Origin of the sequence: Bradyrhizobium sp. Ghvi (assembly GCF_900115265.1) — a bacterium.
GTDB lineage: Bacteria > Pseudomonadota > Alphaproteobacteria > Rhizobiales > Xanthobacteraceae > Bradyrhizobium.
On the sequence record NZ_FOVU01000001.1, the window covers coordinates 760,523 to 774,506 of the forward strand.

The window sequence follows — 13,984 nt, forward strand, 5'->3', positions numbered from 1 at the left end:
CGCAGGCCATGCCTCTGACGCAATCGGGCCGATCATAGCGCGCCCCGCTCTTGACGGCTTGCGCTCGATCAAATCCTATCCGCCGCGAACTTTAAGGAGTTTCGTTCATGTCCGTCAGTGACAGGCCTACGCTTAGCGCTCCCGACGACGATCCATGGCTCTGTCTGGAAGAGGTCGAAGGCGCTCGCGCGCTTGAATTCGTTGAGCGGCAGAACAGCCTGACCCTGAAGAGATTCGGCGGCGCAGCGTTTGAGCGCGACCGCGATTTGCTAGCGGCGATCTTCGATCGGCCGGACAATATTCCCTATGTCAGCCGCAGCGATGGTCTCCTCTACAATCTCTGGAAGGACGTGAAAAACCCCCGCGGCCTGTGGCGGCGAACTTCGATGGCGGAATTTCGCAAAGCGGAGCCGTCTTGGGAAACGCTGCTCGATATCGACAAGCTCGCGGCGGAAGAAGGCGAGGACTGGCTTCTCAATTGGTCGAGCTCGTTTCCGGGCGACGCGCCGCAGACGATCCTGAGCCTGTCGCGCGGAGGCAGCGACGCCGTCACCTTGCGCGAGTTCGATCTCAATACCAAGAACTTCGTTGCCGATGGCTTTACGCTGCCGGAGGCCAAGGGCGGCGTCGATTGGGTCGATCCCGACACGGTATTGTTGTCGAGCGCCTATGGCGGTGAGGGCATGGCGACGACCTCCGGCTATGCGCGAACGGTGCGATTGTGGCGACGCGGCGAGCCTGTCGAGAACGCGCGTGTGGTGTTCGAGACCACGCCCGATCGCATGAGCGCCACTTGCGACGTCGACCGCACCGCCGAGACGCCGCGGGTCTGGTTCATCGACCGGCTCGACTTCTTCAATTTCGACCTCTGGCTCGGCACCGAGACTGGCGCGACCATCAAGCTCGACCTTCCCTCCGATATCTGGCTGCAGGCTCACCGTGACTGGTTCGCCATCAAGCTGCGCTCGGCCTGGAGCGTTGGCGGCGTCACCTATGCCGCAGACAGCGTGCTCGGCATCTCGCTCTCGAGATTTCTCGCCGGCGATCGCAACTTCGCGATCCTGTTCGAGCCGGGCGCGCGCCGTGCACTGCAGGGATTTTTCTGGGCTGATGGCAAGCTGCTGCTGTCCATTCTCGACGAATTGCGGCCGGTGTTCGAGATCTGCACGCCCTCGACCTCAGGCTGGAGCCGCGAGGTATTGCGCGGCCTTCCCGGGATCGGCGTCGTCGATGTCTGGCGCTTTGATGGCCACGAATCCGAGAGCAATGGCGACCTGCTCGCCAATGTGCAGGATCCGCTCACCCCGCCCTCGCTGATGCTGATCGAGCGCGGCGTCGAAAGCCCTGTTGTCCTGAAGCAGGCTCCGAAGATTTTCAACACGGACGGCCTCGTGGTGACCCAGCACGAGGCCATCTCGATCGACGGCGAGCGCATTCCCTATGTGCAGACTGGTCCTGCCGGCGAGACCGGCGATGCGCCTGTTTATATGAGCGCCTATGGCGGCTTCGGGCTCGCCGTGAAGCCGTACTACGATTCCTCGCTTGGCAAGCTCTGGCTGGAGCGTGGTGGCACCATTGTGCAGGCGAATTTGCGCGGCGGCGGCGAGTTCGGCACGCGCTGGCACGATGCCGGCCGTTTCGCCGGCAAGAAGCTGTCACATGACGATTTCGCGGCTGTGGCCGCCGATCTCGTCCGTCGCGGGGTGACCAGGCCGAAACGGATCGCCGCGCAGGGCGGATCGAACGGCGGCATCCTCATCACCAACATGCTGGTGCGCTACCCCGAGCGCTTCGGCGCGCTGTTCTGCACGATTCCCTTGATCGACATGCGCCGCTACACCAAGCTGCTCGCGGGCGCGAGCTGGATCGCGGAGTATGGCGATCCCGACAAGCCGGAGGAATGGGAGTGGCTGAAGACCTACTCGGCCTATCACAACGCAAAGCCCGGCCAGGCCTATCCGCCGATCCTGATCGCCACGACGCGGCGCGACGATCGCGTTCATCCCGGCCATGCGCGCAAGATGGCGGCCAAGCTCCAGGCGATGGGCTATGAAGCCTGGTTCTACGAACCCGCCGCCGGCGGCCACGGCTACGGCAAGGACAACAAGGAGCGCGCCGGCTTCCAGGTGCTGGGCTTTCAGTTCTTGAAGGAGAAGATCAGGTGGCGGGACGGCGAGGCCTGACGGCCTCGCGTCTCACCCGCGCGCAAACACCAGCGTCAGATTGTTCGCGGGCATGTCGATCGTATCGATGAGACGAAGCCCCACGCCGCGTGCGAGCGTCTCGACGTCGCCCAGGTCGCGCACGCCCCATTCGGGGTTGCCTTCACGCAGCGAGGTGTCGAACACGGCGTTGCTGAGCGCGGTGTGCTTGCCATCGCGCTTGAACGGGCCGTAGAGGAACAATTCGCCGTCGGACCGCAAATAGCGGCCGGCGCCGGCAAACAGGCCCTCCGCCACCGCCCAGGGCGCAATATGAATGACATTGGCGCAGAACACGGCCGCGAGATCCTTCGGGCCCTGCCCGCTTCGCATCTCCGGGCACCAGTCCGGATCGGACAGATCGATCCGCAACGGGCTGCGGATGTTGGTCAGGCCCGAATGCACGCGCCACGCCTCGATGCTCTTCACGTGACGCTGGTTGAGGTCGCTCGGCCACCAGACCAGATCGGGCGTATGGCGGGCGAAATGAACCACGTGCTGGCCGGTTCCACTGCCGACCTCGACCACGTCGCCCGACCGCCCAATGAGGTGCCTCGCGAGCGCACCCCAAAGCGGCTCGTGATTGCGATGGAAGGCCGGCGCATCGAGGCGGCCGTCAGACTCGACCCTCCCGCCGTCCCTGCCAAATTCAACGACATATTCAGCCAATTGATGTCCCCGGAAAATGAGAAAGCAGACGAAAATGCAGTAAGGACGAAACGCCCCGAACGCTTGCCGGTTACGGCCGGCTTGATGAACGATCGATCTCTTCAGTTGCAATGCGGGAAGATATTAACGCCATTTTGCGCCCTGCATAGTCATGATTGTCAGGGCATGTCCTTTGTGCTTTGAGCACCTATATTCCTGCAAACGCGACCCTCGAAATTACGCCTCGGAACGACGCCTTGACCGCCTTTCTTCGCAAGCCCGCCCTGCTCCTCGCGCTGGTCGTCCTCGCCGGCTCCGCTGCGCGCCCGGCATGGGCGCAATCGACCGCCGCCGAGGGTCAAAAGCTCGCCTTCGACCGTGGCAAGGGCAACTGCCTGACCTGCCACGTCATCAAGGGCGGCGATCTGCCCGGCACGATCGGGCCGGAACTGAAGGACCTCAAGGCCAAATATCCTGACCGTAACGAGCTGGCCGCGATCCTGTTCGACGAGACCAAACGCAACCCGCAGACCATGATGCCGCCGTTCGGCCGCAACCGCATTCTGACCGAACAGGAGATCAATGTGATCGTTGATTTCCTGCAGACGCTGTAATTGCGGGCCAAGGAGACTCGAGATGACGACGCACATCGGCCCTCATCCGACCCGGCGCCTGATCCTTCAGGGCGCTGTCACGGTCGCGCTGATCGGCCTCGGCAATCTGCCGTACGCGCCCGCGCGCGCCGCGGCCAACGACAAATATCCGGAAGAGGCGTTCAAGCAGAAGAGCGAGGCCGACGCGATCAAGGCACTCTACGGCAAGACCGCCGAGCCCTCCGACAAGGTCAAGCTCGATGCGCCCGAGATCGCCGAGAACGGCGCGGTCGTGCCGATCTCGGTGACGACGACACTGGACAAGGTCACCTCGATCTCGTTCTTCGTCGCCGAGAACCCGAACGCGCTCGCGGCATCCTACAAGATTCCCGACGGCACCATGCCTGTCGTCGCCAACCGCCTGAAGATGGCCAAGACCACCAATGTGGTCGCGATCGTGGAAGCCGACGGCAAGCTGTTCAGCGCGGCCAAGGAAGTCAAGGTCACCGTCGGCGGCTGCGGCGGCTGAGGCGCGAAAGGAGATCGAACATGGCATCCAGCATTCGCGTCCGCGCCACCACCAACGGCGACATCACCGAGGTGCAGGCGCTGATCCAGCACCCCATGGATTCCGGCTTCGTCAAGGACGCCAAGGGCGAGCTGATCCCGCCGCATTTCATCCAGGAGCTGAAGTTCGCCTGTAACGGCAAGGAGGTGTTCGTCGCCGATTGGGGACCGGCCGTCTCCAAGGACCCCTATATCAAGTTCAGCTTCAAGGGCGCCAAGAAGGGCGACGACCTCACGATCTCCTGGACCGACAACAAGGGTGGATCCGACCAGACCACCGCGAAGATCGCGTGATGAAGGCCGGCTCCTCCCTCCTGCTTGGCTCGCTGAGCGCCGCGCTCATCGCGTTCGCGCTCACCTCGCCGCGCGTGGTCGCGGCCGACAAGGTCGATCCCGCCGCCGACGCCAAGGCGTTCCAGAACTTCTTCTTCCAGAAGTTTCCTGACGTGAAGCACGAGGATTTCGTCAACGGTCCCTATTCCATGAACGAGGACATGAAGCGGCAGTGGCAGGAGAAGGAAGAATTCCCGCCCTATGAGTTCGCGCTCGATGCCGGCAAAGAAATGTTCTCGACGCCATTCAAGAACGGCAAGACCTATGCGGACTGCTTCCCGAACGGCGGCGTCGGCATTCGCCAGAACTATCCCTATTTCGACACCAAGGAGGGCAAGGTCGTCACGCTGGAGCTCGCCCTCAACCGTTGCCGCGAGGCCAATGGGGAGGCGCCCTATTCCTACGTCAAGGACGAGATGGCCTCGCTCACGGCCTACATGGCCTACACCTCGCGCGGCAAGCCGATGGACATCAAGATCCCCGATGATCCGCGTGCGCTGGAGGCCTTCGAGAACGGCAAGCGCTATTTCTACACGCGCCGCGGCCAGCTGAACTTTTCCTGCGCCAGCTGCCATGTGCAGAGCCCGGGTCAGCGCATCCGCGCCGAGATCCTGGCGCCGGCGCTCGGCATCCTCAACGCGATGCCGATTTACCGCTCCGAATGGAGCGGCATGGGCACCACCACCCGCCGTCTCATGACCTGCAACAGCCAGACCCGTGCGGTTCCGCTGGAGCCGCAGGCGGACGAATATCGCGACGTCGAATATTTCCTGTCCTACGTCGCCAATGGCCTGCCGATATCGGGTCCGGGAGCGCGGCCATGAAGCGGTCATTTCCCCTCGTCATGCTGCTCGCATTGAGCTTCGCGCCAGCGGCACGCGCGGCAAATGAAGCAGACTACAAGGCGGCCTATGCTGCCGCGGAGACTGCATCCAAGGAGGCAGCCGGCATGCGCAACCAGTGGACCACGACCGTCTCGACGCTGGCGGCCGCCAAGAAGGCGGGCGACGGCGGCGATTTCGACCGCGCCGTGGCTGCTGCCAAGGAGGCCGAAGCGCTGGCGAAGGCGTCGATCGTCCAGGCAACGTCTGAAAAAGACGCCTGGAAGGCGATGGAAATCCGCTAGACTAGACCCAGTGGAACTGCCGAGAACCGGCGCGGAGAATGTGTGATGGCGATCCGCCGCCGCGACTTCCTGAAGGGCTCAGCCGTTGCTGCCGTATCGCTCGGCCTGCCGCGGCTTGCGCGCAGTGCTGAAGCCGCGAGCATCTACGATATCGAGCGCTTCGGCAACGCGCGGATCCTGCACCTCACCGACACGCACGCGCAGCTCAACCCGGTTTATTTCCGCGAGCCCGGCGTCAATATCGGCATTGGCGAGATGGCGGGGCGGCCGCCGCATCTGGTCGCTCGCGCCTTCCTTGAGCGCTTCGGCATCCGGCCTGACAGCGCGGATGCCTATGCTTTCACCTGTGTCGAGTTCGAAAAGTCCGCCGCTCGTTTCGGCAGGCTCGGCGGCTTCGCCCATCTGAAGACGCTGATCGATCGACTGCGCAACGATGTTGGCGAGAAGCGGGCCGTGCTGGTCGACGGCGGCGATCTCTGGCAGGGCACCGGGCTCGCCAACGTCATGCAAGGCCGCGACATGGTGGAGGTCGCCAATCTGCTCGGCATCGAGGCGATGACCGGACATTGGGAATTCACCTATGGCGAAGAGGTGCTGCGTGAAAATCTCGCGCACTTCAAAGGCGAGTTCCTGGCGCAGAACGTCTTCCTGACCGAGGAGGCCGCGTTCAACGACGCCCCCGCCTTCGACAAGGCGACGGGGCGCGTATTCAAGCCGTCGATCATCAAGGAGCTCGGCGGCCATCGCGTCGCGATCATCGGCCAGGCCTTTCCCTATGTGCCGATCGCCCATCCCAAGCGGTTCACGCCGAACTGGAGCTTTGGCATCCGCGAGGAAGAGCTGCAAAAGCATGTCGACGCGTTGCGCGGCAATGACAAGGTCGATGCGGTGATCCTGCTGTCGCACAACGGCATGGACGTCGACCTCAAGCTTGCAAGCCGCGTCACCGGTATCAACGTCATTCTCGGCGGCCATACCCATGACGCCGTACCTCAGCCGATCCTGGTGAAGAACGCAGGCGGCACGACGCTCGTCACCAACGCCGGCTCCAACGGAAAATTCCTGGGCGTGCTCGATCTCGCGCTCGACAAGGGCAAGGTCGGCGATATCAGATATCATCTGCTGCCGGTTTATTCGGAGCTGCTGAAGCCCGATCCTGCGATGGCCGATCTGATCGGAAAGCTGCGCGCACAGCATGTGACCGACTGGTCGGAGAAGATCGCCACGCCCGATCGCCTGCTCTATCGCCGCGACAATTTCGCCGGCCCCGTCGATGAGCTGATCTGCGCTGCGCTGCGCACCGAACTCAACGCCGAGATCGCGTTGTCGCCCGGCTTCCGCTGGGGCCTCACCGCTCTGTCCGGCCAACCGCTGACCATGGAGGACGTGCTCGCGGAGACCGCGATCAGCTATCCCGAGACCTATGTGCAGGAGATGACCGGCGCGCAGATCAAGGACGTGCTGGAGGACGTCTGCGACAACCTCTTCAACACCGATCCCTATTACCAGCAAGGCGGCGACATGGTGCGCGCCGGCGGCCTTAGCTACGCCTGCAGTCCCAGCAACGCGATCGGCAACCGCATCTCCGAACTGAAGCTCGCCAATGGCAAGTCGCTGAGTGCCAACAGGCACTACAAGGTCGCGGGCTGGGCCTCGGTCAATGCTCAGCAGGGCGCGCCGGTGTGGGACGTGCTGGGCAAATATCTGCGCTCGGGGCGAATGATGCCCGAGCGGCTCGGCACCGGCGTCACGCTGAAAGGCGTCGACGGTAATCCGGGCATTGCAGGGTAGCAAATGATGCGATCGCAAATCTTTGGCGCGATGCTGGGGGCGCTGCTTGCATGGGCTGCGATGCCGCTCGCCCTTGCGCAGCCGGTTCCGCTCCAGGACAAGCCGTTCGCCGAGCACAAGATCGTGCTTCAGCTCTCCGATGGCGATGCGAAGAAGCAGGCGCTGGTGCTGAGCGTCGCCAACAATCTGCTGAAGGCCTACGACCCCGACAAGATCGTCGTCGAGGTCGTTACCTTCGGTCCCGGCATCGATCTCCTGTTGTCGGGCAGCGAGCGCCGCAAGCAGGTCGAAAGCCTGATCGCGCAGGGCGTGCGCTTCGACATCTGCCTCAATACGGTGGATACGATCGAGCGGGAGACGGGCAAGCGGCCCGAGTTAATCCCCGGCGCAACGCCGGTGCAGGTGGGTGTGGGGCAGATCCTGTTCCTGGCGGAGAATGGCTACACGGTGGTGCGGCCGTAGGGAGCCGTCGCCGTCATTCCGGGGCGAGGCGAAGCATCGAACCCGAAATCTCGAGACTCCGGGTTCGGCTCTGCGAGCCGCTCCGGAATGACGGCGGAGGGCGCAACAAAAATCTTTCAAATTCTCTCATTTTAACAGCACATTACTTCTCTTTCCGCCCTCCGGCGTAGTAGAATTCTCGAAATCACGCCACGCCGGGTCCTGCCATGATCTTCCGCCAGCTCTTCGACAGCGTTTCGGGCACCTACAGCTATGTCCTCGCCAGCCGCCCCGGTGGCGAGGCGCTGATCCTCGATCCCGTGCTGGAAAAGGTCGACCGCTATTGCCAGCTGCTGCGCGAGCTCGACCTCAAGCTGGTCAAGGCGGTCGACACCCATCTGCATGCCGACCATGTCACCGGACTCGGCGAGCTGCGCGACCGTACCCATTGCATGACCGTGATGGGCGACCAGACCAAGGCCGACGTGGTGGCGATGCGTGTTGCCGATGGCGACAAGGTGACGATCGAGGGCCTGTCGCTCGACGTGATGTACACGCCGGGCCACACCGACGATTCCTACTCCTACCTGATGGGCGATCGCGTCTTCACCGGCGACACGCTTCTGATCCGCGGCACCGGCCGCACCGATTTCCAGAATGGCTCGTCGCGCGCGCAATATGATTCGATCTTCAACCGGCTGCTCAAGCTGCCAGACGAGACGATGGTGTTCCCGGCGCATGACTATAAGGGCGACACCGTCTCCACCATCGGCGAGGAGAAGCGCTACAATCCGCGGCTGCAGGTGCGCTCGGTCGATGAATATGTCGAGCTGATGGCGAACCTGAAGCTGCCCAATCCGAAGATGATGGATGTGGCGGTGCCGGCGAACATGCATGTCGGCCTGCATCAGGAAGAGCTGGAGAAAGAGGGTCGCGCGCTCAGCGCCGTCGAGGCGATCCGCTCCCTGCACCGGCCCGACATCCTGCTGGTCGATCTGCGCGAGACCAGTGAGCGCGTGAAGCACGGCATGCTCGAAGGCGCGCTGCACACGCCCTATCCGAGCGTCGAGGAGAGCCTCAAGCCCGGCGGCATGCTGCGCGAGGTCGCCGCTGCCACGGGTCGCCGCGTCGTGTTCTTCTGCGCCTTCGGCGAGCGCTCGGCGATGGCTGTCGCCGCGGCAAAGGAGGCGGGCCTTGCCAACACCGCCCACATCGCCGGCGGTATCGATGCCTGGAAGAAGGCGGGCGGACCGGTAGTGCACGCCTGAGCCATGGCCAAGATCGGAAAAAAGATCGGAAACAAGAGCGCCAAGGCGGGCGGACCACCGAAGACTGTGGACCACAAGGCCAGCAAGCCGCAGCCACCACGCGACACCGACGACGATTACGAAGACGGCGACATCGCCACGCCGAAGCGCGATCGTTACGGGCCGGATGACGAGCCGCTGTGAGGGGCTGCCGCGAACTCCGCTGTCGTCCCTGCGAATGCACTGCTTTCGCAGGGACGACAGGTGGATAGACCCCCACCCGCACTACCTGCCATGCGCCTGCGTTGATGGACAAATAACTGCTGTCCTCGATAGTTTGCGCACGTTCAGGACGTGAAACGGAACTGCAATGGTCGACGTTCTCGCCGCACCGCAACAAGGCAAGGCGGACAGTGCGCTGCGCACGCTGACCGGGATTTCGATCGCGCATTGGGTCAGCCATTTCCATCTGCTGGTCCTGCCGATGTTGTTCCCGTTCCTGAAGGGCCAGCTCGGCGTCGGCTATGTCGAGCTCGGCTTTGCCCTGACCGTGTCGGCTGTCGTCTCCGGACTGACGCAGGCGCCGACCGGCTATCTCGTCGACCATTTTGGCGCGCGCAAGATCCTGCTCGGCGGCTTGATGCTCGGCGGGCTCGCGCTGATCATGCTCGGCCTGCATTTGAGCTACGTCTCACTGATCGCCTGCGCCGTGCTGCTCGGCCTCGCCAACAGCGTCTATCATCCTGCCGACTACGCGATCCTGGCCGAACACATGGATGAGGCCCGGATGGGCCGCGCCTTCTCGATCCACACCTTCGCCGGCTTTCTCGGAGGCGCCGTGGCACCGGCGATCGTCGCCGCGCTCGTAACCGTCTCCGGCGGCGCCGGCGCGCTGATCGCGTCGGGCGCAATCGGCCTGGCGGTGGCGCTGCTGCTGGTGCTCATGAGCATTCCCGATGCCGGTGCGCACAAGACAAAGCCCGGTGCGGAGAACGCACCGAAGCAGGCCGTGATCACGCCCGCCCTGATCGCGCTCACCGTGCTGTTCATGCTGCTCAGCCTGTCGGTCGCAGGCATCAACAATTTCGGTGTGGTCGCGCTGATGGGCGGCTACGGCGCCTCCTATTCCTCAGCCAATGTCATGCTGACCGGGTTCCTTGGCGCGAGCGCCGCGGGCGTGCTCGCAGGCGGCTTCCTCGCCGATCACACCGAGCGCCACGGCTATGTCGCCGCCGCCTGCTTTGCCGCCAATGCCGCCATCGTGCTGATGATCGCGCTGGTCACGTTGCCCGGCTGGGCGCTCACCGCCACGATGGCGATTGCGGGCTTCCTCTCCGGCGTGATTGCGCCGTCGCGGGACATGCTGGTACGCAACGCCGCGCCTCCCGGTGCCGCGGGCCGCGCCTTCGGCATCGTCTCCACCGGCTTCAATCTCGGCGGCATCGTCTCACCGCTGCTGTTCGGCTGGATCATGGACCAGAGCGCGCCGCACTGGGTGTTCGGGGCGTCAGTGATCTTCATGGTGGCAACCGGGGTCCTGTCGCCGTTCACGGAGCGGAAGGCGGCCAAAGCGTAGCCAATAATGCAGGCGTCTTCCGGCGAAGTCGGAACGACGAAAAGAAACAAACGACAAAACGGGACGAAACACCATGAGCACCCCCGATCTCGTGATCCGCGGCGGCACCGTCGCAGATGGCAATGGCGGCGAGCTGTTCGAGGCTGACGTTGCCATCACCGGCGGCAAGATCAGCGAAGTGGGTAAGGTCGCGGCCAAGGGCCGCGAAGAGATCGATGCGCGGGGCAAGCTCGTGACGCCGGGCTTCGTCGACGTGCACACCCATTACGACGGGCAGGTGACCTGGAGCCAGGACATTACGCCGTCGTCGCAGAACGGCGTCACCACCGCGATCATGGGCAATTGCGGCGTCGGCTTTGCACCTTGCAAGCCTGAAGACCACGTCAGGCTGATCCAGCTGATGGAAGGCGTCGAGGACATTCCCGAGCCGGTGCTGAGCGCCGGCATCCCCTGGGCCTGGGAGAGCTTCCCCGATTACATGAACTGGCTGTCGAAGCGCGATTTCGACATCGATATCGGCGCACAGCTGCCGCACGCGGCGCTGCGCGTCTATGTCATGGGCGAACGCGGCGCGCGCCGCGATCCTTCGACCGCGGAGGACAACGCAGCGATGGCGAAGCTCGCAGGCGAAGCGGTGCGATCAGGCGCGCTCGGCTTCTCCACCTCGCGCACGCTCAACCACCGCACATCGACCGGCGATTTCACCCCGACCTTGAAGGCGGGCGAAGACGAGCTCACCGCGATCGCGGGCGCGATGCACAGGCAAGGCCGCAGCGTGCTGCAATTCGTGCTCGACCTCTCCACCATCCACGAAGACCTGCCGATGATGCTGCGGGTGGCTGACAGCACGAAGTGCCCGATCTCGTTCTCGATCACGCAGAACGACAGATCGCCCAACCGCTGGCGCCAGACGCTGGACGAGATCAATGCGGCCGCGAAGCGCGGCCTTTCCATCACGGCGCAGATCGCGGCGCGCCCGGTCGGGCTGCTGCTCGGGCTCGAACTGTCGCGCAATCCGTTCCAGACGCATCCAAGCTACAAGGCGATCGCGCATCTGCCGCTTGGGGAGAGGCTGGCGCGGCTGCGTCAGGCGGATGTGCGCAAGGCGATCCTGAGCGAGACGGCGACCGCAACCGACGACCCGCTGTTCTTCCGTCCGAACTACGACAAGATGTTCCTGCTCGGCGATCCCCCCGACTACGAGCAGCCGCCGGAGAATGCGCTGGGCCCGCAGGCGCGCAGGCAGGGACGCCAGCCGGAGGAGCTTGCTTACGATGCGATGCTGTCGGACGAGGGACGCGGCATGCTCTACGTGCCGTTCCTCAACTATTCCGACGGCAATCTCGATGCGACGCGCGAGATGCTGATCGACCCGCAATCGGTGCCGGGGCTCTCCGACGGCGGGGCGCATTGCGGCATCATCTGCGATGCCAGTTTCCCGACCTATCTGCTGACGCACTGGACGCGCGACCGCACCCGCGGCGAGAAGCTGACGATCCCGTTCGTGGTCGCCGCGCAATCCCGCAAGACGGCGCTCTCGGTCGGGCTCACCGACCGCGGGCTGATCGCGCCGGGCTACAAGGCCGACGTCAACGTGATCGACTATGACAGGCTGCATCTGCATCCGCCCAAGGTGCACTACGATCTGCCCGTCGGCGGCCGCAGGCTGTTGCAGGATGTCGATGGCTATGACGCGACCATCGTGTCAGGCATGGTGACGCGGCGGCAGGGCGAGGCGACCGGACGCCGGCCGGGCAGGTTGATCCGGGGTACGCAGGGGGTGAATTAGAGGGCGGCTGGGACTGACGCGCGAGGGCCGAGCCTCATTCTCAATGTCGTCCCCGCGAAGGCGGGGACCCATACTCCCAGGCAGACGTGTGGCGAGAAGCTGCTAACTCCGGGTCTTCACCAAACCGCTCCCTGGGGGTATGGATCCCGGGCTCGCGCTACGCGCGCCCCGGGACGACAGCTGTGGTTGGGGCCGGCAGCGTCTGCCTAAAGCCGTGCCCGCCTTACGTCGGCGACACCGCACTCTTCAGCGAAGCGGTCGCAGCCGTGCCGCGCGTCAGCCTCGCCTTTTCCGTGTTCGGCCACAGCAGCAGCAGGCCGACGAGGCCCGAGCCGACCATCACCACCGCGTTGATGGTGAAGCCGGTCATGTAGCCGTCGAGCATGCTGCCGGCGCGCTGGATCACGGTGCCCATCACCATCGGCGCGATGATGCCCGAGAGTGTGTAGAGCGCGCCGTAGATCGCGATCACGGCGCCGCGCTGCGAGGCCGGCGTGAACTCGCCGAGCATCGGCGGGCAGACCACGTAGATCGCGCCGCACAGGCCGGAGCCGACCACGAGCAGGGCAATCTGCAGGCTCGCACCCGCGACCTGCGGCATCATCGCCAGGATCAGGCCGCCGATGATCAGCGGCACCGAGCCGAGCACGCCGCGCGAGACGCGCGTGGTGTAGCCGCGCGCCATCATCACCTGCGAGATCCAGCCCGTCAGGATGACGACGGTGGCGCCGAACACCCAGGGCAGGATCGAGATGAAGCCGGCCTGGCTCTGCGAGAAACCGAGACCCTTGACGATGAAGGGCGTGAACCAGGTGAGGCCGAGCGACAGCGCCCAATAGGCGCCGAAGGTCGCGATCACGCAGCCGAGAAAGGTGCGCGAGGTGAGAAGCTGGAGGTAAGGAATCTTCGGCTCATTGACCGCGAGCGCCTGCGTGTCCTCGAGCGGGCCTTCCTTGCCGAGCGCCAGCCAGGCGCAGACCCAGATCAGGCCGACCACGCCGAGCGCGCCGAAGGCGTAGTGCCAGGAATGATTGACGATGACCCAGTTCAGCGCCGGCACCGCCAGGATCACGCCGAACGCCGAGCCTTGCGACAGGATCGCGGTGGGCAGCGTGCGCTTCTCGTCCGGGAACCATTTGTAGATCGCATGCGCCGCGACCGAGAAGGCCGGGCCTTCGCCCGCGCCCAGCACGATGCGGCAGACCAAGAGCGTGGTGAAGGAGACGGTGCCGACCATCGGAAACTGCGCCAGCGCCCAGATCACCGCCAAGGTTAGCAGTACATAGCGCGTCGCCACCTTGTTGACGATGAAGCCGACCACGATGGCCGAGATCGAGAACAGGAAGAAGAACGAGGACCCGAGCAGGCCGAACTGTTCCGGCTGGAGCTTCAGATCGGTCATGATCGGCACGCCGGCGAGGCCGACGACGATCTTGTCGGCGAAGTTCACGACCATGAAGAGGAAGAGGAGAAAAGTGACGGTCCAGGCGCCCTTCGGTGTCGCCGTCGTCCCTTGGGACACCCCTGCCGTCCTGCCCGCCGCATTGGGCGTTCCCTGAGCGCTCATCATTCTCCCCGCATGTTCTTTTGTCGGCACTTTTGATTTGGCCGTCCCTGCGAGCTAACAACGGCTTGAACGGTAACGCAACCCCGGCATTTCCACGCTAAGTGT

At 64.3% G+C, this 13,984-nt stretch carries 14 protein-coding genes; 12 read left to right on the top strand and 2 right to left on the bottom strand.

Going from position 1 to position 13,984, the window contains the following annotated elements; genetic code table 11:
* The first annotated feature begins 107 nt into the window (after nt 1-107).
* Nucleotides 108-2,183, top strand: coding sequence for a prolyl oligopeptidase family serine peptidase (locus BM374_RS03610; RefSeq protein WP_092289171.1), 2,076 nt, complete (start codon nt 108-110; stop codon nt 2,181-2,183).
* Nucleotides 2,184-2,195: 12 nt separating this feature from the next.
* On the opposite strand, the gene BM374_RS03615 is transcribed toward BM374_RS03610, so the two are convergent.
* Nucleotides 2,196-2,870: a DUF938 domain-containing protein gene (locus tag BM374_RS03615; protein ID WP_092289172.1), complete on the bottom strand. Its 675-nt coding sequence runs from the start codon at nt 2,868-2,870 to the stop codon at nt 2,196-2,198.
* Nucleotides 2,871-3,106: 236 nt separating this feature from the next.
* Here BM374_RS03615 and soxX point away from each other — a divergent pair, with 236 nt between their 5' ends.
* The 11 genes from soxX to BM374_RS03670 all read left to right on the top strand — a co-directional run bounded on the left by soxX (nt 3,107) and on the right by BM374_RS03670 (nt 12,312).
* Entirely contained in the window at nt 3,107-3,463 is a 357-nt protein-coding gene (gene soxX, locus BM374_RS03620; protein WP_092290205.1) for a sulfur oxidation c-type cytochrome SoxX, read from the top strand.
* 22 nt (nt 3,464-3,485) lie between these two features.
* A complete protein-coding gene (soxY, locus tag BM374_RS03625; protein ID WP_092289173.1) occupies nt 3,486-3,971 on the top strand; it encodes a thiosulfate oxidation carrier protein SoxY in 486 nt (161 codons plus the stop codon).
* Nucleotides 3,972-3,991: 20 nt separating this feature from the next.
* Entirely contained in the window at nt 3,992-4,303 is a 312-nt protein-coding gene (gene soxZ, locus BM374_RS03630; protein ID WP_092289174.1) for a thiosulfate oxidation carrier complex protein SoxZ, read from the top strand.
* Nucleotides 4,303-5,166, top strand: coding sequence for a sulfur oxidation c-type cytochrome SoxA (gene soxA / locus BM374_RS03635; protein ID WP_177248073.1), 864 nt, complete (start codon nt 4,303-4,305; stop codon nt 5,164-5,166). Before soxZ ends, soxA begins: the two co-directional genes overlap by 1 nt.
* Nucleotides 5,163-5,468 carry a hypothetical protein gene (locus tag BM374_RS03640; protein ID WP_092289176.1) on the top strand — a complete coding sequence of 102 codons (306 nt, stop codon included), beginning with the start codon at nt 5,163-5,165 and terminating at the stop codon, nt 5,466-5,468. The genes soxA and BM374_RS03640 overlap by 4 nt, the downstream gene beginning before the upstream one ends.
* Nucleotides 5,469-5,513: 45 nt before the next feature.
* Nucleotides 5,514-7,259, top strand: a complete 1,746-nt coding sequence (gene soxB / locus BM374_RS03645) for a thiosulfohydrolase SoxB (protein ID WP_092289177.1) — start codon at nt 5,514-5,516, stop codon at nt 7,257-7,259.
* 3 nt (nt 7,260-7,262) lie between these two features.
* Nucleotides 7,263-7,721 carry a DsrE family protein gene (locus BM374_RS03650; protein ID WP_092289178.1) on the top strand — a complete coding sequence of 153 codons (459 nt, stop codon included), beginning with the start codon at nt 7,263-7,265 and terminating at the stop codon, nt 7,719-7,721.
* 206 nt (nt 7,722-7,927) lie between these two features.
* Nucleotides 7,928-8,968: an MBL fold metallo-hydrolase gene (locus tag BM374_RS03655; RefSeq protein WP_092289179.1), complete on the top strand. Its 1,041-nt coding sequence runs from the start codon at nt 7,928-7,930 to the stop codon at nt 8,966-8,968.
* Nucleotides 8,969-8,971: 3 nt separating this feature from the next.
* The gene (locus BM374_RS03660) at nt 8,972-9,151 is read left to right on the top strand and encodes a hypothetical protein (RefSeq protein WP_092289180.1); all 180 of its coding nucleotides are present in this window, start codon (nt 8,972-8,974) and stop codon (nt 9,149-9,151) included.
* 166 nt (nt 9,152-9,317) lie between these two features.
* The gene (locus BM374_RS03665; protein WP_092289181.1) at nt 9,318-10,523 is read left to right on the top strand and encodes an MFS transporter; all 1,206 of its coding nucleotides are present in this window, start codon (nt 9,318-9,320) and stop codon (nt 10,521-10,523) included.
* A gap of 73 nt (nt 10,524-10,596) precedes the next feature.
* Complete coding sequence (locus BM374_RS03670) at nt 10,597-12,312, top strand: N-acyl-D-amino-acid deacylase family protein (protein WP_092289182.1); 1,716 nt, start codon at nt 10,597-10,599, stop codon at nt 12,310-12,312.
* A 223-nt stretch (nt 12,313-12,535) separates the two neighbouring features.
* Here the strand turns inward: BM374_RS03670 and BM374_RS03675 are convergent, their stop codons facing one another.
* Nucleotides 12,536-13,879: an MFS transporter gene (locus BM374_RS03675; RefSeq protein WP_092290206.1), complete on the bottom strand. Its 1,344-nt coding sequence runs from the start codon at nt 13,877-13,879 to the stop codon at nt 12,536-12,538.
* Between the last annotated feature and the right edge of the window lie 105 nt (nt 13,880-13,984).

Bases quoted from the DNA above. Each gene is read 5' to 3' on its own strand.
- BM374_RS03610 (WP_092289171.1), top strand. From the start codon at position 108: ATGTCCGTCAGTGACAGGCCTACGCTTAGCGCTCCCGACGACGATCCA.
- soxY (WP_092289173.1), top strand. From the start codon at position 3,486: ATGACGACGCACATCGGCCCTCATCCGACCCGGCGCCTGATCCTTCAG.
- soxZ (WP_092289174.1), top strand. From the start codon at position 3,992: ATGGCATCCAGCATTCGCGTCCGCGCCACCACCAACGGCGACATCACC.
- soxA (WP_177248073.1), top strand. From the start codon at position 4,303: ATGAAGGCCGGCTCCTCCCTCCTGCTTGGCTCGCTGAGCGCCGCGCTC.
- BM374_RS03640 (WP_092289176.1), top strand. From the start codon at position 5,163: ATGAAGCGGTCATTTCCCCTCGTCATGCTGCTCGCATTGAGCTTCGCG.
- soxB (WP_092289177.1), top strand. From the start codon at position 5,514: ATGGCGATCCGCCGCCGCGACTTCCTGAAGGGCTCAGCCGTTGCTGCC.
- BM374_RS03650 (WP_092289178.1), top strand. From the start codon at position 7,263: ATGATGCGATCGCAAATCTTTGGCGCGATGCTGGGGGCGCTGCTTGCA.
- BM374_RS03655 (WP_092289179.1), top strand. From the start codon at position 7,928: ATGATCTTCCGCCAGCTCTTCGACAGCGTTTCGGGCACCTACAGCTAT.
- BM374_RS03660 (WP_092289180.1), top strand. From the start codon at position 8,972: ATGGCCAAGATCGGAAAAAAGATCGGAAACAAGAGCGCCAAGGCGGGC.
- BM374_RS03665 (WP_092289181.1), top strand. From the start codon at position 9,318: ATGGTCGACGTTCTCGCCGCACCGCAACAAGGCAAGGCGGACAGTGCG.
- BM374_RS03670 (WP_092289182.1), top strand. From the start codon at position 10,597: ATGAGCACCCCCGATCTCGTGATCCGCGGCGGCACCGTCGCAGATGGC.
- BM374_RS03675 (WP_092290206.1), bottom strand. From the start codon at position 13,879: ATGAGCGCTCAGGGAACGCCCAATGCGGCGGGCAGGACGGCAGGGGTG.